Below are 21467 nucleotides of genomic sequence, written 5' to 3'. Positions count from 1 at the left end.
GGCAACCATGTGGCACGCGCGTGGCATTCGCATGAAATTCATGCGAGCGCTGCGCAATGGCCGAGTCACGAACCGAGCAGCCCCGCCGCGATGTTCACGCACAAGCCGAGCACCGCGACGTTGAAGTAGAACGACAGGACCGATTGCGCGAGTGTCGCGCGACGAATTTCGCGCGAGCGCAGCACCACGTCGGAGGTCTGCGACGCGACCGCGATCGTGAACGAGTAGTACAGGAAGTCCCAGTAATTCGGCAGTAAATGATGATCGGGAAATTTCAACGCGGTCTCTTTGGCGTCGGTGTCGTAGTAGAGGCGCGCGTAGTGCAGCGTGAAGATCGTCGGAATCAGAAACCATGCGCCGATCAGCGTCAGACCGGTCAGCAGGTAGTGCCAGAAGGTCGTTGCGCCGCCCGAGCCCTTGGCCGACGCGAGTTCGAGCACGATCGCGGCGATGCTTGCGATTGTCGCGACGCAGATCACGATCAGTACGACGCCCGCGTTTTCGTCGTCGCGTATCGCGTATTCGCGCACGCGGTGCTCGTCGGCGAGAGCCATGTGCACCCAGATCATCAGCAGGTAGCTCCAGATGGCCGCGTCCCAGCCGATCAGTGTGCGCGCCATCGGACTCGTATGAACGGGCACGAGGAACGCGACGACGATCCCGATCACGAGGCCGATCACCGTGCGGGGCCGATTGCGAAGAACCTGCGGATAGTAGTTGATGGCCATGAGTCGAGATGTACGGCGAAGTATAGGGCAGTCGGTGTCGCGGATTCTACGCGTGCAACGAGGACCGATTGTCGAATGGTGGGTCACAGGCTATAGTCTTTCGCAGCGGCCTTGCGCGCCGCTTTCAGTTGAAAGGCGATTGGCAGAAAACGGCAGTAATCGTTGCCATTTCGCTCATGCATGCAACACCACACATGCGGCGCGCGTGAATCGCGCGCACGATTCGAGACCGCTGAAGCGGCGTCAGACCAGGTTTGGGGAAGAGCAAACGAAGCGGCACGCGAACGGCATCATGCCTTCCGAGTGCGGCTCGTCGAGAACGACTCATCATCTGGAGCCCCCATGACAGATGTTCCTGAGGATAACGATGCGCATCCCCACATGACGCATCGGCAAGGAGCGAAGTCCTATCGCAGTGCCACGCGTTTCACCGGTTTATCCCAGTCGTTTTCCGCTTCGCGCAGGGCCTCGGTGCTCGGTTCGTGCGCGGCGGCCGCGGCGCTCGCGTTCGCCGGCGCGAGCCGTTCGCTGTCGTGGCTCGCGCCCGTCTTCGCCGCGACGCCGCCAGCCGGCGGCGGACTCGATGCCTTCCTCGCGCTGTCGCAACACCTCACCGGTCGTGGCAGTTTCGACACCGTGCTCGGCCAGCGTGTCTACGATGCGCTGTCGCGGGCCGATAACCAGTTCGCGCAGAACGTCGCGGCGCTGAATACGTGGCTGCAAGGCCACGGCGGCGTGCCGTCCGATACCGTCACGCAGGCGCTGCAGACCGACCATCCGGCGCTTGCGAAAGCGGTCGGCGCGATCATGCGCGCGTGGTATCTCGGACTCGTCGGCGACATGCCGCACGTCCAGGTGGTCGCGTATGAAAAGGCGCTGATGTTCGAGCCCGTGCAAGACGTGCTTACGATTCCCTCTTATTGCCGCGACGTGCCGTTCTACTGGACGCAGAAGCCGCTGCACGCGTGAGCCGCGCGGGCCCGCTAGCGGGCCACGCCAGCAGCGCACGAACAAAGCCCGCAACAGGCAGGGCACCGAAGAGAGAAACGATGGCAAACACACAATCCGCCGATATCGTCGTGGTCGGCTCGGGCGTCGCCGGCAGTCTGGTTGCGCATCAACTGGCGCTGGCGGGCGCGTCGGTGATCCTGCTCGAAGCTGGGCCGCGCATTCCACGCTGGCAGATCGTCGAGAACTTCCGCAACTCGCCGGCCAAGTCCGACTTCGCGACGCCGTATCCGTCGACGCCTTACGCGCCGCATCCCGAGTACGCGCCCGCGAACAACTACCTGATCCAGAAGGGCGATTATCCGTACAACTCACAATACGTGCGGCTCGTCGGCGGCACGACGTGGCACTGGGCGGCCGCCGCGTGGCGGCTGCTGCCGTCGGACTTCCAGTTGCACAAGCTGTATGGCGTCGGGCGCGATTGGCCATATCCGTACGAAACGCTCGAGCCGTGGTACGTCGCCGCCGAAGTGCAGCTCGGCGTGTCCGGTCCGGATAGTTCGATCGATCTCGGTTCGCCGCGCTCGAAGCCCTATCCGATGCGCCAGTTGCCGCTGTCGTACATGGATCAGCGTTTCAGCGACGTGCTCAATGCCCAGGGCTTCAAGGTCGTGCCCGAGCCGGTCGCGCGCAACAGCCGGCCCTACGATGCGCGACCGACCTGCTGCGGCAACAACAACTGCATGCCGATCTGCCCGATCGCCGCGATGTACAACGGCGTGATCCATGCGGAGAAGGCCGAGCAGGCCGGCGCCAAGCTGATTCCCGAAGCGGTCGTGTATCGCATCGAAGCGGACGACAAAGGGCTCATCACCGCGGTCCACTACAAGGACCCGAACGGCAATAGCACACGCGTCACCGGCAAGCTGTTCGTGCTCGCGGCGAACGGCATCGAAACGCCGAAGCTGATGCTGATGTCGACCTCGGACAAGTTCCCGCACGGCGTCGGCAACAGCTCCGATCAGGTCGGCCGCAACCTGATGGACCATCCGGGTACCGGCGTCACGTTTCTCGCCAACGAACCGCTGTGGCCCGGCCGCGGTCCGATGGAGATGACCTCGATCGTCAACTTCCGCGACGGCGCGTTCCGCTCCGACTACGCGTCGAAGAAGCTGCATCTGTCGAACGGCGTGCCGACCATGGGCGTTACCGCCGACCTGCTGAAAAGCGGCCTGACCGGCGCCGAGCTCGACCGGCAGATTCGCGACCGCGCGGCGCGCACGCTGAGTATCAACAGCTTTCACGAACATCTGCCGGAGCCGCAGAACCGCATCGTGCCGTCGGCGGATCACAAGGACGCGCTCGGCATTCCGCAGCCCGAGATCTGCTACTCGATCAACGACTACGTGAAGAAGAGCGCCGCCGATACGCACGAACAGTACGCGAAGATCGCAGCGCTATTCGGCGGCAGCGAGGTCTCGTTCGACGACAGCTTCGCGCCGAACAATCACATCATGGGCACGACGATCATGGGCAGCGATGCGGCGAGTTCGGTCGTCGACGCCGACTGCCGCACGCACGATCATGCGAACCTGTTCATCGCCAGCAGCGGCGTGATGCCTACCGCCGCGTCGGTGAACTGCACGCTGACGATCGCGGCCTTGTCGCTGAAGCTGGCCGACAGGCTGAAGCGCGAAATCTGAGCGCTGACCGGGGAGCCACAAATGCTGAAGAACATCTCTCGCGTGCGGCCGGATCCTGCGCGGACGCACGTGGCCCAGCGCCGCCGCTTCGGCGGCGCGGCGCTCGCGGCCGCGTTTTCGCTGTTCGCGCTGTCGATTGCGTGGCACGAGTCGCACGGCCCGGACGCAGTTTCGACCGACGAAATGCCGATCACCCAGGCGCGCGCAGACGACGCGGCGCAGGCGACGGACGGCGCCCCGGCCACGCTCGACGGCAGCGCCACGAATGGCGAACTCGTGAAGCGCGGCCAATACCTGACCCGTGCCGCTGATTGCGCGGCCTGCCATACGGCGGACAAGTCGCGCCCATTCGCGGGCGGCCTGCCGATCAGCACACCGTTCGGCACGATCGTGACACCGAACATCACGCCCGATCCCGACACCGGCATCGGCCGATGGAGCGACGCCGATTTCATGCGCGCGATGCACGAAGGCATCGGCAAGGGCGGCGAGCGGCTCTATCCGGCGTTTCCGTACACGGCCTACACGCGCGCGACCAATGAGGACGTGCTCGCGATTCGCGCTTATCTGAACACGCTGACGCCGATTCACTACACGCCGCCCGCGAACAGTCTCAAGTTCCCGTTCAATCAGCGCTGGCTGATGGTGTTCTGGAACATGTTCAACTTCACCGAGGGGCGCTTCGTGCCGGACCCGAAAAAGAGCGCCGAATGGAACCGAGGCGCGTATCTGGTCGAAGGGCTTGCGCATTGCGAGGAATGCCACACGCCGCGCAATTTCATGCAGGGTCTGCAGTCGAGCGCGCGTTTCTCCGGTGCGGTGCAGGCCGGCTGGCATGCGTTCAATATCACGCCGGACAAGCTGAGCGGCGTCGGCGACTGGCGCGACGACGAACTCACGTCATATCTGTCGACCGGCGCGGCGCCGGGCCGCGCGAACGCTGCCGGACCGATGGGCGAGGTGGTCGCGAATAGCACGCAGTATCTGACGCCGGTGGATCTGCGCTCGATCGTCGAGTTCTTGCGCTCGGTGCCGGCCGTGAGCGGCGGTGACGCGCGTCCCCGTCATCAATGGGGCAATCCCGCCAACGATGTCACCGCGCTGCGCGGCACCGCGATCACCGGCGTGAACGGCGCACAGCTGTTCGTCGCCAATTGCGCGACCTGTCATAACTGGACCGGGCAGGGCGTGGGTGCGAGCGCGCCGGGCGCGTATCCGTCGCTGATCCACAACTCGACGGTCGGCGCGAACGACGCAAACAATCTCGCGTTGGTGATTCTGCACGGCGTGAACCGCACGACCGCGCACGCGGACGTGCTGATGCCCGCGTTCTGCGGCCATCTCGACGACGAGCAGATCGCGGCGATCACCAACTACGTGACGAAACAGTTCGGCAATCCGCAGGCGACGATCACGACCGGCCAGGTGGCGAAGCTGCGCACGCTGCAATAGCACGCGAGGCGACTCGCGCGCGCGGCAGGAGTGACTCGCGAAAGCGTGCATTTCCGGTAACGCATACCGCGAACGTGTCGTTTCAGCGTCGTTTTTGCGTCGTTCGATCTCTTTCTTGCTCGATGACGCGCGCCGATACGATAGGCACCCCGCATACGCGGGCGCGTCGGCGGCATTATCATGATGAGATGAACGCCACCCCCGCCAACTTCGTTCAGCATCACGACGCCAACGAGGCCGGCCGCGATTTCGTGGTCGGCGATCTGCACGGCTGCGTCGATGCGTTGCGCTACCTGCTGCGTCAGATCGCGTTCGATCCGACGTGCGACCGGCTGTTTTCGGTCGGCGATCTGGTGGATCGGGGCGAGCACTCGGAGCAGGCGCTCGCGCTGCTCGCGAAGCCGTGGTTCTATGCGGTGCTCGGCAATCACGAAGACGCGCTGTGCGCGGTCGCCGACGGCCGCTTGCGGCGGCAGTGGTGGTACGGCATCGGCGGCGCGTGGGCGGCCAACGTGCCCGACGAACGTCTGCGTTACTACGCCGAGCATCTGCGCATGCTGCCGCTCGTGCGCGTGGTCGGCAGCGGCAAGACGCGCTTCAACGTTCTGCACGCCGAATTCTTCGGCTCGGACGCCGATCTCGACGCGGGCAATTATTCGGCCGCAACGCGCCAGCAATTGCTGTGGGGCCGCGAGCTCGCGCTCGGTCATGGCGATCCGCTGCGGCAACGCGGACTGTCGCTGACCTATTGCGGCCATACGCCGGTGCGCGACATCACGCAGATCGGCTCGCAGGTGTTCATCGATACCGGCGCGTTCGGGCCGGACGGCACGCTGACGATCGTGCAGCCGCAGGCGCTGCGCCGCTGGTCGATCTCGGTCGAAGCCGCTCGCGCGGAAGGCGCGGCGGAACTGGCCTTGCCTTGAGCGGCTGAAGTCGCCACGCGGCTGCGCCGCTTTTCTGTCAGCCGACCTGGTTCAACTCGAACACCATATCCACGCTCGTGCCGTTCCAGTTGTATTCGAGGTATGCCGCGTGATGGCAGTCGCGCAGCAGCGCCGTGCGGAACGCCGCGAGGCATTCGCCAGCGCTGTCGCGCACCGACGGATAGACGATGCCCGGCGCGCCCGCCTCGCGCACCGCGCGCCCGAGCGCCTGCCCGGCAACGTAGTCGTCGGGCGATAGCACGGCTGCGTCGAGCTCGGGGTCGCGACGCAAGTCGACCACGCTGCCTTGCGCGGCTACCGTGTAAAGACGCATCTGCTGACGCATCGGCGGCTCGGCGGTCGCTTTGAGAAACTGACCGGTGTGATAGCGCGTTTCGGCGATCGCCGTCTCGCGTGAACGCGCGCAATAGAACACGCCGTAGGTGCCGTCGGAAAAGCGGCTGCCAAGCGGATTCAAATGCGTGAGCGCGGCCATGATCGGCCCGTAGCCCGGCCCGAAGCGGCGCTCCTCGCGCGGCACCAGATCGAGTTCGCCGATTTCGGTGCGCAGACGGTCGTTGGTCATCGCTTCGAGCGCGTACAGCGCTTCGAAATCTTCCGGCGACGCGACCCGATCGAACAGATTGATGGCCGGGAAGCGCGTCGGAATCACGCGATACGCGGGCGTCCAGTCGAGCGCGGCGCTGGTCCAGCGGTCCTGCCATTGCGGTTTTGTCACGCCCAGCCGCCTCGCATTGCGTCGAGATACTGGCGCACGGCCACGAGATCGCTGATGTTGCCCGCCAGCATGCGGTCCAGCGCGCGTTTGCCGCCGAACGGCGGTGCGCTGTTGGGGCGTTTGACCCAAGTGTCTGCGGCGTTGGGCTGCGGCAGCAGAATCTGCAGCGCCTTGTAGATGCCAAGCAGCAGCGACAGTCGCTCCAACGTGTCGTGGCTGAGGCGTGCGGTCTCGGGCGTCGCCCTCCACTTGAAGAACGTCGAGCGGCCCGGCTTGCCGAGCAGCACGATCTGCTCGTCGGCGCTCAGGTCCCAGTCGCGCGCGATGTTGAAGAACGCACGCAGACCCGCCGCGGACATTTGCGTTAGCGTGGGTTCCGAAAGCGATCGTCGCGGCGACGCCTCGGGCGAGGAAATTCGGGCAGCGTGAGCCATTTCGGGTAAGTCCCTATGTGTACTTTTCAATGATATTAGTCCATAAATGGATTTTTGCAAGAGAATATAATCCCGGCTCGTTTGGGCAGTCGTCGATCAGGAGAGCAGCAGATGCGGGTTCGAGCAGTGGCAGCGGCGCTGGCCGTGTGGTGTGTGTCGCAGGTGGCGTCGGCCGCCGGTTATGCGGAAGTATGGAATCCGCCGGAGGCGAGCGGACACGTTGTCAGGCAGGCGCACGCGCGGAAAAAGCCTGAGGCGACGAAGGTGAAGGTGAAGGCGGGCACGCGGAGTGGCGTCAAGTCCAAGGCCGGTGCGCATGCGCAGCAGGCGGCCAGTGTCCGGCACGCGGCGCCTCATGTCGCATCGGCCGGCGCGAGCCACGGCGGCAAAGTCGCGGCGCATGGCGGCGGCGTGAAAGTCGCGGCGTCGAGCCAGAACCGGTCGCACGCCACCGTGGCCGCGCGGACCGCGCAGCAAGCGCAGCCGCATGTGCAACTGGCGCACGCAAAGCCGGCTCAGGGCAAGGTCGTGCACGTCGATTTCGCGGCAGTTCACACCGCGCGTCCGCATGTGGACAAGGTTGCGGTCAAGCCGGCGGATTCCCGTGCGAATCCGATCAGGCCCGCTACGCAGACTTCGCCGGACACGTCCGCAAACGTTAGCGGCGTCGCGCCGATGGGCTCCGTGCCCAATCCGGCGACCGCCAGCAGCGGTTCGCTGCCGCCGATCATCCACTGAGACTCCGTCGACCGATGCCGCGTGGTGCGGCATCGGTCGACGTGTCACGCCGCGGCGAGGCCGTTTGCGAGCAGCCGCAGCGTTTCCGCCGAGCGAGCCTCGCGCACGCGGGAATGCAGCGTTACACGCGATTCCGGTAGCGCAGGCAGGCCGAGCCGCGCGCCGACGTCGATCAATCCGCGCGGCGCAACCCGGCGCGCGAGCGGCGACACGGCGAGCCCGGCGGCCACGGCCGCGCCCACCGCCGCGACACCACCCCCCACAAACACCTCCTGCCATGCGACCCCCGCCGCTGTGAGCGTGCGCAACGCGACGTCGCGCACGTTGCACGGCGGGCTCAATAACGCGAGCGCCAGCGGCTCATCGAGTCGCGGTAGCCATGTCGGCGTCGCCAGCCAGCCGAGCGGTTCGCTGAACAGCGTCTGCCCGTCGTCGCGCGGCGGTTCGTCGGCGCCGTAGCGGACGATCGCCGCATCGAGCCGGCGTTCGTCGAACTGCGCGAGCAGCGCCGCCGACGTGCCCATATGCAGCTCGACCACCAGACCCGGATCGTGCGCGTTGAGCCGGCCTAGCAGGTGCGGCAGATCGGGCCCAGCGACGTGCTCGCTCAGCCCGAGCACGAGCCGCCGCCGCTCCACCGACAGCGCGCCGAGCGCGCGCTCGTGCGCGTTCAGCAACTCGCGCGCGGCGCCGAGAAACGCCTGGCCGTCGGCGGACAGACGCACGACGCGCGGCGTGCGCTCCAGCAACTGCTTGCCAAGGTGAGCCTCCAGTCGCTTCAATTTCAGGCTGACGGCCGATTGCGTGGTGTAGAGCGCGTCCGCGGCGCGCGTGAAGCTGCGCAGATCGGCAACAAGCACAAAGGCCCGCACCGCATCGAGATCGAGGACTTTCATTTCGGATGGAAATGGATGAAATAGACATGGATATCTGTTTATTATGATCGAGTGCGCCTAAGCTGTGTTCATTCCAACACCGCAACAAGGAGCCCATCATGCCGCTCACCCGAATCTCACTGCGCGCCGGCAAGCCGGCCGACTATCGCCATGCGCTGACCGCCGGTATTCAACGCTCGCTGGTGGACACGTTCAACGTGCCGAAGGACGACATGTTCATGCTGATCACGGAGCACTCGGCCGACAACATGATCTACGACCGGCAATACCAGAATATCGAGCGCGGCGACGATCTCGTCGTGATCCAGCTGACCGTCAGCAACACGCGCTCGGTCGAGCAGAAGAAGGCGCTGTACCGGCGGATCGTCGATGAACTCGGGAAGTCGCCCGGCGTGCGGCCCGAGGATGTGTTCATCAATCTCGTCGAGGTCGAGAAGGAGAACTGGTCGTTTGGGAATGGGATTGCGCAGTACGCGAGCCGTCCCGACTAGCGCCCTGATCTCTACATTTCAACAAATGTTGAAATGTAGAGATGGAGTGGCTATAGTGTCTTCATGGACACGATCAATGCCGTACGCGCGCTTGGCGCGCTCGCTCACGAATCCCGTCTCGCGATCTTTCGCCAGCTCGTCGTTGCCGGTCCCAAAGGCATGGCGGCTGGCGAAATAGCGCAGCAATTGGGCATTTCGCCTTCCGGCCTTTCATTCCACCTGAAAGACCTGACCCACGCCGCACTGGTGAATCCGCGGCAGGAAGGGCGCTTCGTCATCTACACCGCGAACTTCGACGCGATGACGTCGCTGATCGGCTTCCTCACAGAGAACTGCTGCTCCGGTACCTCGTGTGCCGCCAGCGACCTTCCCAACTGCTGCCCGGACGAAACATGAAACGCATGCACATTCACGTGGCTGTCGACAATCTTGCCGACAGCATCCGCTTCTACAGCGCGATGTTCGGCAACGTCGAGCCGACGGTCATCAAGAGCGATTACTGCAAGTGGGAGTTGAGCGACCCGGTCGTGAACTTCGCGATCTCGCAACGCGGGGCGAAGCCTGGCGTCGATCACATCGGCATCCAGGTCGAAACCGACGAGGAACTGGCAGAGATGAACGCGCGTTTCGCCGCCGCTGAAGTTCCCGTGCAACATCAGAGCGGCACGACATGCTGTTACGCGAAGTCGGACAAGGCATGGACAGTCGATCCGCAGGGCGTGGCCTGGGAAACCTTCCGGACGCTCGAATCAGCTCCGATCTATGGACAGTCTCATACCCAGGCATTGGCAGCGAACGAACCCGCGGCAGCCTGCTGCGCTCCGTCGCAGACAAGCATTTCATTTCGGAGCCGCACGTGAGCGGCAAACCGTATTCCGTGCTGATTCTCTGCACTGGCAACAGCGCCCGCAGCATCATGGCTGAGGCGCTGTTCAACGTGCTCGGCAAAGGCCAGTTTCGCGCGTACAGCGCGGGCAGCCATCCGTCCGGCGCAGTGAATCCGTTCGCGATCGAGAAATGCGCGGCGCTTGGCTACGACACCGCGAAGATGCGCAGCAAGAGCTGGGACGAGTTCGCCACGCCCGGCGCGTCGCGGATGGACTTCGTCATTACCGTATGCGATCAGGCTGCGGGCGAGGTCTGCCCGATCTGGCCCGGCGAGCCGGTCAGCGCACACTGGGGCTTTGAAGATCCCGCAGCCTGCCACGGAACCGACGACGAAAAGCGCGAAGTTTTCGACAAGATCTATCGACAGATCATGAACCGAGTGAACCAGTTCGTGAACCTGCCGCTGCATGCGCTCAGCCACGACACGATCGAGCGCGAAATGCGTGCGATCGGCGAGCGTCCGGCAGAGGAAACCAATGAGTCGCGCTGACGCTCGTGCAGCCGCGCGCCCAGCTATCGGCTTCTTCGAGCGCTATCTGACAGTGTGGGTCGCGTTGTGCATCGTGGCAGGCGTGATACTCGGCCAGATCTCGCCCAACGTGTTTCAGGCGCTCGGGCGCATGGAAGTCGCGCACGTGAACCTCCCGGTCGGCGTGCTGATCTGGGTGATGATCATCCCGATGCTCATCAAGATCGACTTCTCGGCGATGAAGCAGGTCGGCAGCCAATGGCGCGGCATCGGTGTCACGCTCGCGGTCAACTGGCTCGTCAAACCGTTCTCTATGGCCGTGCTGGGCTGGGTGTTCATTCGTCATGTGTTCAGGCCGTGGCTGCCCGACGGGCAACTCGACAGCTACGTCGCGGGTCTCATTCTGCTCGCGGCCGCGCCGTGCACGGCGATGGTTTTCGTGTGGTCGCAGTTGTGCAAGGGCGATCCGTATTTCACTCTGTCGCAGGTCGCGCTGAACGATTCGATCATGGTCGTAGCGTTCGCGCCACTCGTCGCATTGCTGCTGGGGCTGTCCGCGATTACGGTGCCGTGGGACACACTGATTGCTTCGGTTGGCCTGTATATCGTGTTCCCGGTCATCTTCGCGCAACTGCTGCGCCACCGCTTGCTTCGAAAGGGCGAAGAGCATTTCCTTAGTGTCGTTGCCCGTCTCGGTCCCTGGTCCATCTGCGCTTTGCTCTTGACGCTGGTCCTGCTGTTTGCGTTTCAGGGTCAACAGATCCTCGAGCAGCCGCTGGTAATCGCGATGCTCGCCGTGCCAATCCTGATCCAGGTGTTTCTGAACTCGGGACTGGCCTACCTGCTCAACCGCCAGTTGGGCGTCGCGCATTGCGTCGCTGGCCCGTCGAGTCTGATTGGCGCGAGCAACTTTTTCGAACTCGCCGTGGCCACGGCGATCAGCCTGTTCGGTTTTCATTCGGGTGCCGCGCTCGCGACCGTGGTCGGCGTCCTGATCGAGGTCCCGGTGATGCTGCTCGTCGTGGGCGTCGTGAAGCGTTCGCAAGGATGGTACGAATCAGGGCAGCGAAAAATCGCGCCCGCCTTGGGGAGAAACGGACCGTGATGAGTGACCTGCCGAACGTCAGCCCTTTGCACCTCGACATACCGGACGCGGACAAGCTGGCACCCGTGACGATTTCGGCGCATCCGCCACGCATCCTGCTGCTGTATGGTTCGCTGCGAGCAACGTCGTATAGCCGGTTGCTGACGCTCGAAGCCGAGCGCATCCTCCGGCATTTCGGCGCTGAAACGCGGGTATTCGACCCGCACGGCTTGCCGCTCGCCGATAGTGTCCCTGCAGACCATCCGAAAGTCGTCGAACTGCGCAAGCTGTCCGAATGGTCGGAGGGGCAGGTTTGGTGCAGCCCGGAGCGCCACGGCAATCTCACGGCCGTATTCAAGAATCAGATCGACTGGCTGCCGCTCGAAAGCGCGGGAATACGGCCGACCCAAGGCCGCACGCTGGCTGTGATGCAGGTGTGCGGAGGTTCGCAATCGTTCAATGCGGTGAACGCGCTGCGCGTGCTTGGCCGCTGGATGCGGATGGTGACCATCCCCAATCAGTCGTCGGTCGCGAAGGCATACCAGGAGTTCGATTCCGATGGCCGGATGAAGCCCTCGTCCTACTATGACCGCGTGGTCGATGTGATGGAAGAGCTGTTCAAGTTCACGCTGCTGGTGCGGGACCGTTCGGACTATCTGACCGATCGGTACAGCGAGCGCAAGGAGGCTGCGCCGATGCAGGGGAGCCTGCTTGCAGGCGCGGCGATGCGGCACGAAATCAGCTCCAATGCCGACACCGACGACAGCGAAACCGAATGAACCCTTAACCCGAGCACCTGCATGCCCGGCTGAAGACGCGGGTGCTGGCGTGGCCGAGCGGGCTGGCTAGTGCTTACCCCACCGCCAGCGTGGCGGCTCGCCCTTCAGCCAGCACACGAGCGCGAGAGCCGCGGTCAATAGCGCGACCAGCAACGCGAACATGAGCGGATGACCCGCGGGATGAAAGCGGAAAGCGACCACCCCGAGCAACACGAGATACGCGAGCAGCGTCACCCATCCTTGCCAGCGCACGGGAAAGCCCCAGCCCCAGCCATAGCGTTTAGCCGGGAACCAGTAGTGATCAGAGAGTGGCATCGGGCGGTCTCCTGATTCGGGCTTTTGCTCATTGTCGACGATTCACGGTCGATAAGTGCAAGCATTGCATCTTCCGCGCCGTGTCACGCGTGACTATGTTTCGTTGACCAGTTTCAACCCGAGTCCATCGACAGGAAACGCTCCATGCAACCCGCAACCGAACAAAAAACCGTGCTTCTGATCGGCGCCTCGCGCGGCCTCGGCTTCGCAATGGTCGAGGAGTACCTGAAACGCGGCTGGCGAGTCATCGCCACCGGCAGGCAAAATTCCACGAGCCGGCTCCTTCAGCTTGCGAAGGCGTCACCTGCGGCGCTCGAAGTCGAAACGGTCGACATCACGATTCCCGAACAGGTCGCCGCGCTGCGCGGCCGCCTCGAAGGACGCCCGATCGACATGCTCTTCGTCAATGCCGGCGTCAAGAACGACGATCGCGAAACGATCGCGGATGTATCGACCGACGAATTCGTGCGCGTGATGGTGACCAACGCGTTGAGTCCGATGCGGGTCGTCGAGGCGCTGCAGGATCTCGTTCGGCCGAGCGGCACGATCGGCGTGATGTCGTCGGGGCAGGGCAGCGTCGCCAACAACGAGAACGGCAACTACGAGGTCTATCGCGGCAGCAAGGCCGCGCTCAACATGTTCATGCGCAGCTTTGCCGCGCGTCATCGAAGCGACACCAAAACCCTGCTGCTGATGGCGCCCGGCTGGGTGCGAACCGACCTGGGCGGCCCGGACGCGCGTCTGAGCATCGACGAAAGCATCCCGAACCTGGTCAGCACGATCGACGCTTACGAAGGCCGCACCGGTTTGCATTACCTCGACTACCTCGGCAGAGTCGTGCCGTGGTGAGCCGCGAGCGCAGCGGCCAGCGGCGCAAGAGCGCGTCGCTATAATGATTTTCCGCCCCGACCACGTACGCTCGACTACTGTCCGTCATGACCACCGACCGCCCCGATCCTCCGCGCGACGCTCTCGAACTCGGCGGCTCCGTCTGGTTTCAAGCCGGCACGCAGACGCTCGGCGGCGCGGCCCGTATCGCGCTGCTCGCAGCGATTGGCGAGACCGGCTCGATCACGAGCGCGGCGAAGGCGGTCGGCATCAGCTACAAAGGCGCGTGGGATGCCATCGACACGATGAACAACCTCGCCGGCGAGCCGCTCGTCGTGCGTCTGACCGGCGGCAAGGGCGGCGGCGGCACGACGCTGACGCCGCGCGCGGTGAAGCTGATCGACACGTTTCGCGCGGTCGAGCGCGAGCATCGGCGCTTTCTCGAACGCGCCGGCGCGGCGATCGGCGAAGGCTTCGCGACGGACTGGGACCTGATCGGCCGCATCGGCGTGAAGACGAGCGCGCGCAATCAGTTCTACGGCACGGTGTCGACGATCGAGCGCGGCACCGTCAACGACGAGGTGTCGCTCGCGCTGCCCGGCGGCCACACGATCGTCGCGGTGCTCACGCACGAGAGCACCGAAGCGCTCGGGCTCGCGGTCGGCGTGGCGGCGTTTGCGCTGATCAAGGCGTCGTGGGTCGTGCTGCTCGTTGCGGGTGACGGCGATGGCGATGCGCCGTTGAAGCTGTCGGCGCGCAATCAGTTGCGCGGCACCGTGCAGAGCGTGAAGCGCGGCGCGGTGAACGCGGAAGTGTCGCTCGGGCTCGAAGGCGGCGCGGTTGTCACCGCGATCGTCACCAATGGCAGCGTCGACACGCTCGGTTTGCAGGAAGGCGCGAGTGCGGTCGCCGTGTTCAAGGCGTCGAGCGTGATACTCGGCGTGAAGGATTGAGGGTTGCCGGGGCGTAGTGGAGGCGCAAGCCAAGCCTCGAAGCGAGGACGCCAGGCCGCCCGCTCAACGAGGTGACGCCTCGCTGCGCGCATACCCGGGAAAAGGATGATCCTCGAGCACGCGGCCGTCGCTGATCTGCACGACCTGATCGCCGAATGCGGCGACGTCGTCGGGATCGTGCGTGATCAGCACCATCGGAATGTCGAGCCGCGTTTGCAGGTCCGATAGCTCGCGCCGCATGCGCTGGCGCAACTGGCTATCCAGTGCGGAAAACGGCTCGTCGAGCAGCAGCAGGCGCGGCTGCGAAATGAGCGCGCGCGCGAGCGCGACCCGCTGCTTCTGCCCGCCCGACAGTTGCGCCGGATGATTGCCCGCCACGCCCCTCAATTCGAGCGCGTCGAGCCAGTAATCGACCTCCGTGTGCGCGCCGCGCGCGCGCGGATTGAGCCAGCCCTGGTGTAGCCCGAAGCCGATGTTTTGCCGCACGTTCTGATGCGGAAACAGCGCGTAGTCCTGAAACAGATACGCGATCTTGCGCGCCTGCGGCTTCTGATCGATACCGACCGCGCTATCGAACAAGGTGGTGCCGTGCAGGGTGATGATCCCTTCATCAGGACGCAGCAAGCCGGCGATCGCCTGCAACGTCAGGCTTTTACCCGCGCCCGACGGTCCGAACAGCACGAGCCGTTGCGTGTTCGCGCTGAACGCGATGTCGAGCGTGAAGCGCCGCTCGGCGGTCTCGAAGGTCTTGCGGATGGCGACGTTGAGCGGCATGTCAGCGGGCTCTCAGAAGCGTGTGCTGCGGCACGAGGCGTCCCGCGAGCAGCAGGATCGTCACGCACGCGACCGAGGTCACGAGCACGAGGAAGTTGGCCGTGCGGTCGTCGCCGGCCTGCACCGCCGAATAGACCGCGACCGACAGTGTCTGCGTGCGGCCCGGCAGGTTGCCCGCGACCATCAGCGTCGCGCCGAATTCGCCGAGCGCGCGCGCGAACGCGAGCAGGCCGCCGGCGAGGATGCCGCGCGCGGCGAGCGGCAGCGTCACGCGGAAAAACACCGCGGGCTCGCTGATCCCGAGCGTGCGCGCCGCGTGCTCCAGCTGCGGATCGATGCCTTCAAAGGCGGCGCGCGCCGACTTCAGCACCAGCGGAAACGCGACCACCGTCGACGCGATCACCGCACCCTGCCACGTGAAGACGAGCTGGATGTCGAAGCGGTCGAGCCACGCGCCGATCACGCCGCGTCGGCCGAGCAGCACGAGCAGGTAGTAGCCGAGCACGGTGGGCGGCAGCACGAGCGGCAGCATCAGTAGCGAATCGATCACGTCGCGCGCGCCGGAGCGCCAGCGCGACAGACCGAGCGCCACCGCGACGCCGAGCACGAGATTGAGCGCGGTGGCCCAGCCCGCGACCTTCAGCGACAGCAGCAGCGGAACCCAGGCCTGTTCCATGAGCGTGTGCTCTCCGTGTGAATCAATGCGCCGGCTTGAAGCCGTACTTCGCGAGCACCGCCTGGCCGGCCGGCGACAGCACGAAGTCGATAAATGCCTGAGCGTCGGCTGCGTGATGGCTGCCTTCGACCTGCGCGATCGGATAGGTGATCGGCGTTTGCGTCGGCAGGCTCATCGCGACCTTGACCTTGTCGGGCATGATCGCGGCGTCGGTGCCGAACACGAAACCGGCGTCGACTTCGCCGCGCGCGACGTAATCGAGGCTCTGACGCACATTCGACGCAAGCACCGCCTTCGCGTTGACCGCGTCCCACACGCCCGCGGCCTGCAGCGCGCCCTGCGTGTAGCGGCCGACCGGCACCGAGGCCGGATCGCCGAATGCGACGCGCTTGACGTTCGCGGTCGTCAGCGCGTTCAGGTTGGCGGGAGCGAGATGACTGTCGGCCGGTACGATCAGCACCAGCGAGTTGGCGGCGAAGTCGCGCCGCGTCGCAGGCACGATCACCTTTTCTGCGGCGGCCTTGTCCATTGCCTTCTGATCGGCGGACGCGAAAACGTCGGCGGGCGCGCCTTTGACGATCTGTTGCATCAGCACGTCGGACGCGCCGAAGTTCAGCAGAACCTTGGTGCCCGGATGCTGCTGCTCGAACGCGTCGCCGACCGCCTTGAACGCATTGGTCAGACTGGCGGCGGCCGAGACCACCAGTTCATCGGCGTGCGCATTCACGCTGACCACGACGGAGGCAGCGGCTGCGACGCACAGCGCGTACTGCTTCAGATGGCGAGAGAGGGTCATGTAGGCTCTGGAGTCTGACGTGAACGAGAAGCAGCGGCTTAAAAACTCTATCGTAATATATGCGCGGTTATAGCGGTGGGCGAAACGATCGATTCGGTGTTGCGCTTCGCGCATAGCGCGAGCGCAAGCGAACTGTTACGAAGCTGTAAAAGGAAGCTCGAAAACGCGCCGGAAGGGCCGGCGCAGCGTTCAGATGTCCGACGCGCGCATCGGCTCGAGCGTATTGCGAGTTTGCGACAGCGGCGCGGCCGATGGCCGAATGATGCGGGTGGACCGCCATGTCGCGCGAATGAACGGCCGGTCGTGGCCGGACACCTTCAGCGCGATATGCGTGACCCAGCGCTGCGTGGGCACGTGCACGCCATGCATCAGCAGTGCGAGCACCATCATGCTGACGGCGACCGGCAGCGCCGACAGCCGGTCCGCTTCGGCATTCCACGCGATTCGCACGAACGCGAGCGCGGCAAGCGCGCCGACGAGGCAGCCAGTCACCGCTTCGGACGGCGAATGCGCGCTCAGCACGACGCGCGACAAGCCCACCGCCAGGCCGGCGGCAAGCCCTGCAAGCACACCCAGCACCCGGATGGCGCGGCGCGCAGGCAATAGCATCAAAAATAACGCGACCGGATAGACGGCCGTGGACAGCATGGAGTGACCGCTGACGCCGGTGAAATCGAGTTCGCGTACGCCGACGCCCCACCCGAGGAAGGCGAGCTTGGTCACGGTCACGACGCCGATCGCCGTACCCAGCAGTGCGAGCCAGCAGGCCGCGAGGCGCCACGAGTAGCCGACCGCCAACCACAGCGCTATGGCGAACGCGAGCGGCAGCGTCAAGCCGGCGCCGCCGAGGCTAGTGATCGAATACCACAGGTGGATCGGTAAATCGGGCATGGGCGAAGCGCGACGGGGTCGCGTGAAATCGGGTTGGTGGAAATCGGCGCGCTGCCGGCGCGAAACGCCGCTGCGGCCAGGATCGACACGTCGGGAAATCAACCGCCAGTATAGTCGGGTGTCGCGCGAACGGTCTCGCGGCGCACGGCGCATTTGCGCGCCGAAGTGTGGGCTGCCGAACAGCTATCGACGCAGTTTGACGACAGGCCGCAGGCAAGGTTCGCGGTGACTGAAATGGGCACGAAGACCGGCGCCGACGTTCAGCAACGCAGGAAAAATGATGTTATTGTGCATTGCACAACTTCATCTGATCCGCGGTATCTGGGGTCCGTTTTTGTCCCTTTTGCGAGGCTATCGCCGATGGCAAAAAGCCTGTCGAAAATCTGGCTGCGCGGTTTCAAGCGCCTGCTCGCGATCCAAACCGAACACGCGCAAAAAACCGCCAAGCGAGTACAGGCGCGACCGGCTCGCGCCGCTACCACCAAACCGTCGAGCAAGGCTCATCCACTGAAGCCGACTGCGGCGCTGCGCAAGCCCGCGAAACGCGAAGCGCCGCGCGAGTCGCGCGTGCGTCCCCGCGCGGCCGCATGGGCGAGCGGCGCGTGGACGCGCTCGTTCCATTCCGCGCCGGCCGCGCCGGGCCGGCTGGTCAATCATTTGCAGTACGGGCTCTATATACCGTCCGGGCACGCGCACGAGGCGATGCCGCTTGTCGTGATGCTGCACGGCTGCACGCAGTCGATCGACGAGTTCGCCGAAGGCACGCGGATGAACCTGCTCGCCGATCGCTACGGCTTCGCGGTCGTGTACCCCGAACAATCGAAGCACGCGCACTCGCACCGCTGCTGGCATTGGTACGACGCCGGCGACAACGCGGGCGGCGCGGAAGCGCGCGCGGTCGTCTCGCTGGTGGATGCGCTGGTCGAGCAGCACGGCTTTGACCGCGAGCGTGTGTACGTGGCGGGGATTTCGGCGGGCGCGGGGCTGACGGCGCTGTTGGCCGTCAAGTATCCGCAGCATTTCGCCGCTGTCGCGCTGCATTCCGGCCCCGCGTTCGGCGAAGCCCGCTCCGGCATTACCGCGATGGACGTCATGCGGCGTGGCGCGCGTCGCGAGCCGGTCGAACTCGTCGACGAAACGACGAACGTCGCGCAGTACCCGGGCATGCCGGCATTGATCATCCATGGCGACGCCGACCATGTGGTCACGCCGGTCAACGCCGACCAGTTGGCGACACAGTTCGTGCGCCTGAACCGCCTCATCGACGCAAACGGCGCGCGCAAAGCCGGCGAGACGCGCGAAGACCGCAAAAATGGCGTCGTGGTGCGCGATTATCTGCGCGGCGGGCGGCGCGTGGTGCGGGTGTGTCGCGTGCAAGGGCTCGGTCACGCATGGGCCGGCGGCGACGATGCGCTGCCGTTCCATTCGTCCAAGGGCCCGGACGCGAGCGCTATGTTGTGGGAGTTTTTCCGGCACCAGCGTCGCACGGACGCGGGCCGCTTCGCGGAGGGATTCGCGGCGTCTTCGGCTGGGCGGTGACGTCCGAGCAACACCTCGAAAATGAACAGTAGCGCGAACTCAGGGTTTTCCCTATAATACGGGTTATCCCTTAGGCGCAAACGCCTAGCTATCATTGCCGAGGTGAACCATGTATCTGCTCAGCCGCCTGTTCCTCTTTTTGACCAAGTCGCCGGACCAGCTCGCAAAAGAGCGCGCTGACGCTTATCTGGCCGAAGCGACCGATCTCTACGACCTCGAATTCCGTATGCGCAAGCTCGATCAGGAATCGAACCTGCGTGCGCCGTCGTGGATGAGCCAGCACTACGGCTAAGCAGCCGGATTCAGCTGCCACAACGCGTAGTTCAGAAGGGCCGCATACGCGACCCACACGACGTACGGCACGAGCACAATGCCCGCGAGGCGATCGCGTCGCCAGAACACATACGTCAGCATCACGATCAGCAGCAGCAAGATCAGGATGTCGATCAGTGCTATCTGCGGCCGATGCAGGCCGAAAAACAGCCACATCCATGCTGCGTTGAACAGCAACTGCACGACCCACAGTACGATCGCCGCGCTCGGGCCGTCGCGCTTCCACACGCGCCAGGCGGAAAACGCCATCAGCACGTAAAGCACGGTCCACACGGGCGGGAAAACCCAGTTCGGCGGATTGAACACGGGCTTTTGCAGGCCCGTGTACCACGCATCCGGCAGCGACAGACTCGCGGCCCAGCCGGCCGCCAGCGTCAGAATCAGAAACACGAGCAGCGACGGCAGACGGCGCATCTTCACCCCCTCCAGACGTTCTTATTCAACGATGTGAGCAGGCACTCACTTTCCGTATCGGGCCAGTGTGCGCTCGCGGGCTTGTGCGTGATCGACGATCGGCTCGGGATAATTTCCGCCTAACACCACGCCGAACTCCGCGAGCCGCTCCGCACCTGCCCGCCACGGCGCGTGAATCCATTTTGCCGGCAACTTGGCGAGCTGGGGTAGATATCGTTTGATAAAGCGTCCGTCGGGGTCGAATTTTTCGGATTGCGTGACCGGATTGAAAATACGGAAGTAAGGTTGCGCGTCGCAGCCGGTCGAGGCGGCCCACTGCCAGCCGCCGTTGTTCGCCGAGAAATCGAAGTCGTTCAGCAGATCGGCGAAGTAGCGCTCGCCGAGACGCCAGTCGATGCCGAGATCTTTCGCGAGGAAGCTCGCCGTGACCATCCGCAGGCGGTTGTGCATATAGCCGGTCCGGTTCAACTGCAGCATCGCGGCATCCACGAGCGGATAGCCGGTGCGGCCGTCGCACCAGGCGGCGAACGCTGCGTCGGCCGAGGGACCTTTTTCCCAGCGCAAATGCTCGTATTCCGGTTTGAACGGCGCGCCTTTCGCGATGCGCGGATGGTGCGCCAGGACCATGAAGTAGAAGTCCCGCCAGATCAGTTCCGACAACCACGTTGCCGCGCCTTTGCCGTCGGGTTGCAGCGACATCTCGTACGCGAGCCGTGCGAGTGTGCGGATCGATATCGTGCCGAAGCGCAGGTGCACCGACAGATAGCTCGGCCCCTTGGCAGCGGGGAAATCACGCCTGTCCGCGTAGCTATCGATGCGCGTCAGAAAATCGTCGAGCAACTGTTGCGCGCCGCTCATGCCGGCGGGCAGTTGCAAGTCCGTCAGGTTGCTCGGCGCGAAGCCGAGCTGATCGAGCGTGGGCAAGCGACGATCGAGCTCGCGCGGCAGCGCCGCCAGATGCTTCGTGTAGGTCTCCACCGGGTAGGGCTTGAGATCGAACCCGTTCAATTGCTTGAGCCACGCGTTCCTGTACGGCGTGAAGACCGCGAACGGCTTGCCCTGGCCGTTCAGCAGCTCGTCGCGCTCGAAAATCGTCTGGTCCTTGAACGTTAGCCACTGCCGGCCCGCATTCTCGAGACGCTCGCCGACTGTCGCGTCGCGTTCGATCGCCACTGGCTCATAGTCGTGATTCGCGAACACCGCATCGACGCGCAACTCCGCCGCGAGCTTCGGCACCAGTTCGGCCGGATCGCCGTATAGCACGACGATGCCGCCGCCGAGCACGCGCAACGCGTCGTCGAGTTCAGCCAGTGACGCGAGAATGAAGTCGATGCGGCGATCCCGCACCGGCTCGCCTGGGTGGCGCGTCTGCCAGGCATCGACGATTGGCTGCAGGACCGTCGTGTCGAACACGAACACGCACCAGACGCGCTCACAATGCTTGAGTGCGTAGTACAGCGCGGCATGGTCGGTGCTGCGCAGATCGCGGCGAAACCAGACGAGGCCGGCGTCGAAACTGTCGTGCAGGCGGCGGGCGCGTGTCATCGGGAAGAGCGGTCGGAATGAAGGTAGTTGACGACCGGCATCGCACATAGCGTGCCGCACGCGCCAGAATGATCAGCGCCCGTCCCTATTGTGCAGGGTGCGGGCGCTGCTCGCGACGGCGCCGGGTA

The 21467-nt window shown here is 64.7% G+C and carries 26 protein-coding genes; 15 read left to right on the top strand and 11 right to left on the bottom strand.

All coding sequences use genetic code 11. The features are described 5' to 3' along the window. Positions 1 to 65 precede the first annotated feature (65 nt). Complete coding sequence (locus AB3X89_RS15945; RefSeq protein WP_368584149.1) at positions 66 to 728, bottom strand: DUF1345 domain-containing protein; 663 nt, start codon at positions 726 to 728, stop codon at positions 66 to 68. A 342-nt stretch (positions 729 to 1070) separates the two neighbouring features. Between AB3X89_RS15945 and AB3X89_RS15940 the strand changes: the two genes are divergently transcribed. The 4 genes from AB3X89_RS15940 to AB3X89_RS15925 all read left to right on the top strand — a co-directional run bounded on the left by AB3X89_RS15940 (position 1071) and on the right by AB3X89_RS15925 (position 5757). After that, positions 1071 to 1697, top strand: coding sequence for a sugar dehydrogenase complex small subunit (locus AB3X89_RS15940; protein ID WP_368584148.1), 627 nt, complete (start codon positions 1071 to 1073; stop codon positions 1695 to 1697). A gap of 80 nt (positions 1698 to 1777) precedes the next feature. Further along, complete coding sequence (locus AB3X89_RS15935; protein ID WP_368584147.1) at positions 1778 to 3379, top strand: GMC family oxidoreductase; 1602 nt, start codon at positions 1778 to 1780, stop codon at positions 3377 to 3379. A 21-nt stretch (positions 3380 to 3400) separates the two neighbouring features. Beyond that, entirely contained in the window at positions 3401 to 4831 is a 1431-nt protein-coding gene (locus AB3X89_RS15930; protein WP_368584146.1) for a cytochrome c, read from the top strand. A 188-nt stretch (positions 4832 to 5019) separates the two neighbouring features. Then, positions 5020 to 5757: a metallophosphoesterase gene (locus tag AB3X89_RS15925; protein WP_368584145.1), complete on the top strand. Its 738-nt coding sequence runs from the start codon at positions 5020 to 5022 to the stop codon at positions 5755 to 5757. 37 nt (positions 5758 to 5794) lie between these two features. Here AB3X89_RS15925 and AB3X89_RS15920 read toward each other — a convergent pair whose 3' ends face one another. Together AB3X89_RS15920 and AB3X89_RS15915 are read right to left on the bottom strand one after the other, a co-directional pair. Continuing rightward, positions 5795 to 6496, bottom strand: a complete 702-nt coding sequence (locus AB3X89_RS15920; RefSeq protein WP_368584144.1) for an RES family NAD+ phosphorylase — start codon at positions 6494 to 6496, stop codon at positions 5795 to 5797. Further along, positions 6493 to 6855: an antitoxin Xre/MbcA/ParS toxin-binding domain-containing protein gene (locus tag AB3X89_RS15915; RefSeq protein ID WP_368584143.1), complete on the bottom strand. Its 363-nt coding sequence runs from the start codon at positions 6853 to 6855 to the stop codon at positions 6493 to 6495. The genes AB3X89_RS15920 and AB3X89_RS15915 overlap by 4 nt, the downstream gene beginning before the upstream one ends. Positions 6856 to 7041: 186 nt before the next feature. Between AB3X89_RS15915 and AB3X89_RS15910 the strand changes: the two genes are divergently transcribed. Beyond that, positions 7042 to 7668 (top strand): hypothetical protein, encoded by a 627-nt coding sequence (locus tag AB3X89_RS15910; RefSeq protein WP_368584142.1) that lies wholly within the window; start codon positions 7042 to 7044, stop codon positions 7666 to 7668. Positions 7669 to 7712: 44 nt separating this feature from the next. On the opposite strand, the gene AB3X89_RS15905 is transcribed toward AB3X89_RS15910, so the two are convergent. Further along, positions 7713 to 8564, bottom strand: coding sequence for a LysR family transcriptional regulator (locus AB3X89_RS15905; protein WP_368584141.1), 852 nt, complete (start codon positions 8562 to 8564; stop codon positions 7713 to 7715). A gap of 98 nt (positions 8565 to 8662) precedes the next feature. On the opposite strand from AB3X89_RS15905, the gene AB3X89_RS15900 reads away from it, so the two are divergent. The 6 genes from AB3X89_RS15900 (at position 8663) to arsH (ending at position 12275) form a co-directional block, all read left to right on the top strand. Continuing rightward, positions 8663 to 9055 (top strand): tautomerase family protein, encoded by a 393-nt coding sequence (locus tag AB3X89_RS15900; protein WP_368584140.1) that lies wholly within the window; start codon positions 8663 to 8665, stop codon positions 9053 to 9055. A gap of 63 nt (positions 9056 to 9118) precedes the next feature. Further along, complete coding sequence (locus AB3X89_RS15895) at positions 9119 to 9451, top strand: ArsR/SmtB family transcription factor (RefSeq protein WP_368584139.1); 333 nt, start codon at positions 9119 to 9121, stop codon at positions 9449 to 9451. Beyond that, positions 9448 to 9915, top strand: coding sequence for an ArsI/CadI family heavy metal resistance metalloenzyme (locus AB3X89_RS15890; protein WP_368584138.1), 468 nt, complete (start codon positions 9448 to 9450; stop codon positions 9913 to 9915). The genes AB3X89_RS15895 and AB3X89_RS15890 overlap by 4 nt, the downstream gene beginning before the upstream one ends. Further along, a complete protein-coding gene (locus AB3X89_RS15885) occupies positions 9912 to 10433 on the top strand; it encodes an arsenate reductase ArsC (RefSeq protein ID WP_368584137.1) in 522 nt (173 codons plus the stop codon). The genes AB3X89_RS15890 and AB3X89_RS15885 overlap by 4 nt, the downstream gene beginning before the upstream one ends. Beyond that, a complete protein-coding gene (arsB, locus tag AB3X89_RS15880) occupies positions 10420 to 11517 on the top strand; it encodes an ACR3 family arsenite efflux transporter (RefSeq protein ID WP_368584136.1) in 1098 nt (365 codons plus the stop codon). The genes AB3X89_RS15885 and arsB overlap by 14 nt, the downstream gene beginning before the upstream one ends. Then, positions 11514 to 12275 (top strand): arsenical resistance protein ArsH, encoded by a 762-nt coding sequence (gene arsH / locus AB3X89_RS15875; RefSeq protein ID WP_368584135.1) that lies wholly within the window; start codon positions 11514 to 11516, stop codon positions 12273 to 12275. Before arsB ends, arsH begins: the two co-directional genes overlap by 4 nt. A 66-nt stretch (positions 12276 to 12341) precedes the next feature. On the opposite strand, the gene AB3X89_RS15870 is transcribed toward arsH, so the two are convergent. Beyond that, complete coding sequence (locus AB3X89_RS15870; protein WP_368584134.1) at positions 12342 to 12590, bottom strand: hypothetical protein; 249 nt, start codon at positions 12588 to 12590, stop codon at positions 12342 to 12344. A 144-nt stretch (positions 12591 to 12734) separates the two neighbouring features. Between AB3X89_RS15870 and AB3X89_RS15865 the strand changes: the two genes are divergently transcribed. Both AB3X89_RS15865 and AB3X89_RS15860 read left to right on the top strand, forming a co-directional pair. Further along, on the top strand, positions 12735 to 13439 hold the full coding sequence (locus tag AB3X89_RS15865) for an SDR family NAD(P)-dependent oxidoreductase (protein ID WP_368584133.1): 705 nt from the start codon (positions 12735 to 12737) through the stop codon (positions 13437 to 13439). A gap of 86 nt (positions 13440 to 13525) precedes the next feature. Beyond that, complete coding sequence (locus tag AB3X89_RS15860; RefSeq protein WP_368584132.1) at positions 13526 to 14371, top strand: TOBE domain-containing protein; 846 nt, start codon at positions 13526 to 13528, stop codon at positions 14369 to 14371. Positions 14372 to 14434: 63 nt separating this feature from the next. Here AB3X89_RS15860 and AB3X89_RS15855 read toward each other — a convergent pair whose 3' ends face one another. The 4 genes from AB3X89_RS15855 to AB3X89_RS15840 form a co-directional block, all read right to left on the bottom strand. Continuing rightward, positions 14435 to 15145, bottom strand: coding sequence for a sulfate/molybdate ABC transporter ATP-binding protein (locus tag AB3X89_RS15855; protein WP_368584131.1), 711 nt, complete (start codon positions 15143 to 15145; stop codon positions 14435 to 14437). Position 15146: 1 nt separating this feature from the next. After that, a complete protein-coding gene (gene modB / locus AB3X89_RS15850) occupies positions 15147 to 15821 on the bottom strand; it encodes a molybdate ABC transporter permease subunit (protein WP_368584130.1) in 675 nt (224 codons plus the stop codon). Positions 15822 to 15843: 22 nt separating this feature from the next. Then, positions 15844 to 16617, bottom strand: coding sequence for a molybdate ABC transporter substrate-binding protein (gene modA, locus AB3X89_RS15845; RefSeq protein ID WP_368584129.1), 774 nt, complete (start codon positions 16615 to 16617; stop codon positions 15844 to 15846). Between the two features lie 189 nt (positions 16618 to 16806). Continuing rightward, positions 16807 to 17508: a phosphatase PAP2 family protein gene (locus tag AB3X89_RS15840; RefSeq protein ID WP_368584128.1), complete on the bottom strand. Its 702-nt coding sequence runs from the start codon at positions 17506 to 17508 to the stop codon at positions 16807 to 16809. Positions 17509 to 17868: 360 nt separating this feature from the next. Between AB3X89_RS15840 and AB3X89_RS15835 the strand changes: the two genes are divergently transcribed. Continuing rightward, positions 17869 to 19047 (top strand): PHB depolymerase family esterase, encoded by a 1179-nt coding sequence (locus AB3X89_RS15835; protein ID WP_368584127.1) that lies wholly within the window; start codon positions 17869 to 17871, stop codon positions 19045 to 19047. Positions 19048 to 19156: 109 nt separating this feature from the next. Beyond that, on the top strand, positions 19157 to 19339 hold the full coding sequence (locus AB3X89_RS15830; protein WP_176378905.1) for a DUF3563 family protein: 183 nt from the start codon (positions 19157 to 19159) through the stop codon (positions 19337 to 19339). Here AB3X89_RS15830 and AB3X89_RS15825 read toward each other — a convergent pair. Then, positions 19336 to 19794, bottom strand: a complete 459-nt coding sequence (locus tag AB3X89_RS15825; RefSeq protein ID WP_368584126.1) for a TspO/MBR family protein — start codon at positions 19792 to 19794, stop codon at positions 19336 to 19338. The two genes, AB3X89_RS15830 and AB3X89_RS15825, sit on opposite strands and share 4 nt — an antisense overlap. A gap of 45 nt (positions 19795 to 19839) precedes the next feature. Then, on the bottom strand, positions 19840 to 21339 hold the full coding sequence (locus tag AB3X89_RS15820) for a deoxyribodipyrimidine photo-lyase (RefSeq protein WP_368584125.1): 1500 nt from the start codon (positions 21337 to 21339) through the stop codon (positions 19840 to 19842). Between the last annotated feature and the right edge of the window lie 128 nt (positions 21340 to 21467).

The sequence above is a fragment of the Paraburkholderia sp. BR14320 genome (genome assembly GCF_040948665.1).
Classification (GTDB): domain Bacteria; phylum Pseudomonadota; class Gammaproteobacteria; order Burkholderiales; family Burkholderiaceae; genus Paraburkholderia; species Paraburkholderia youngii.
The sequence above is the reverse complement of the archived record's forward strand: the minus strand, read 5'-3'. Positions and strand labels throughout refer to the sequence as shown.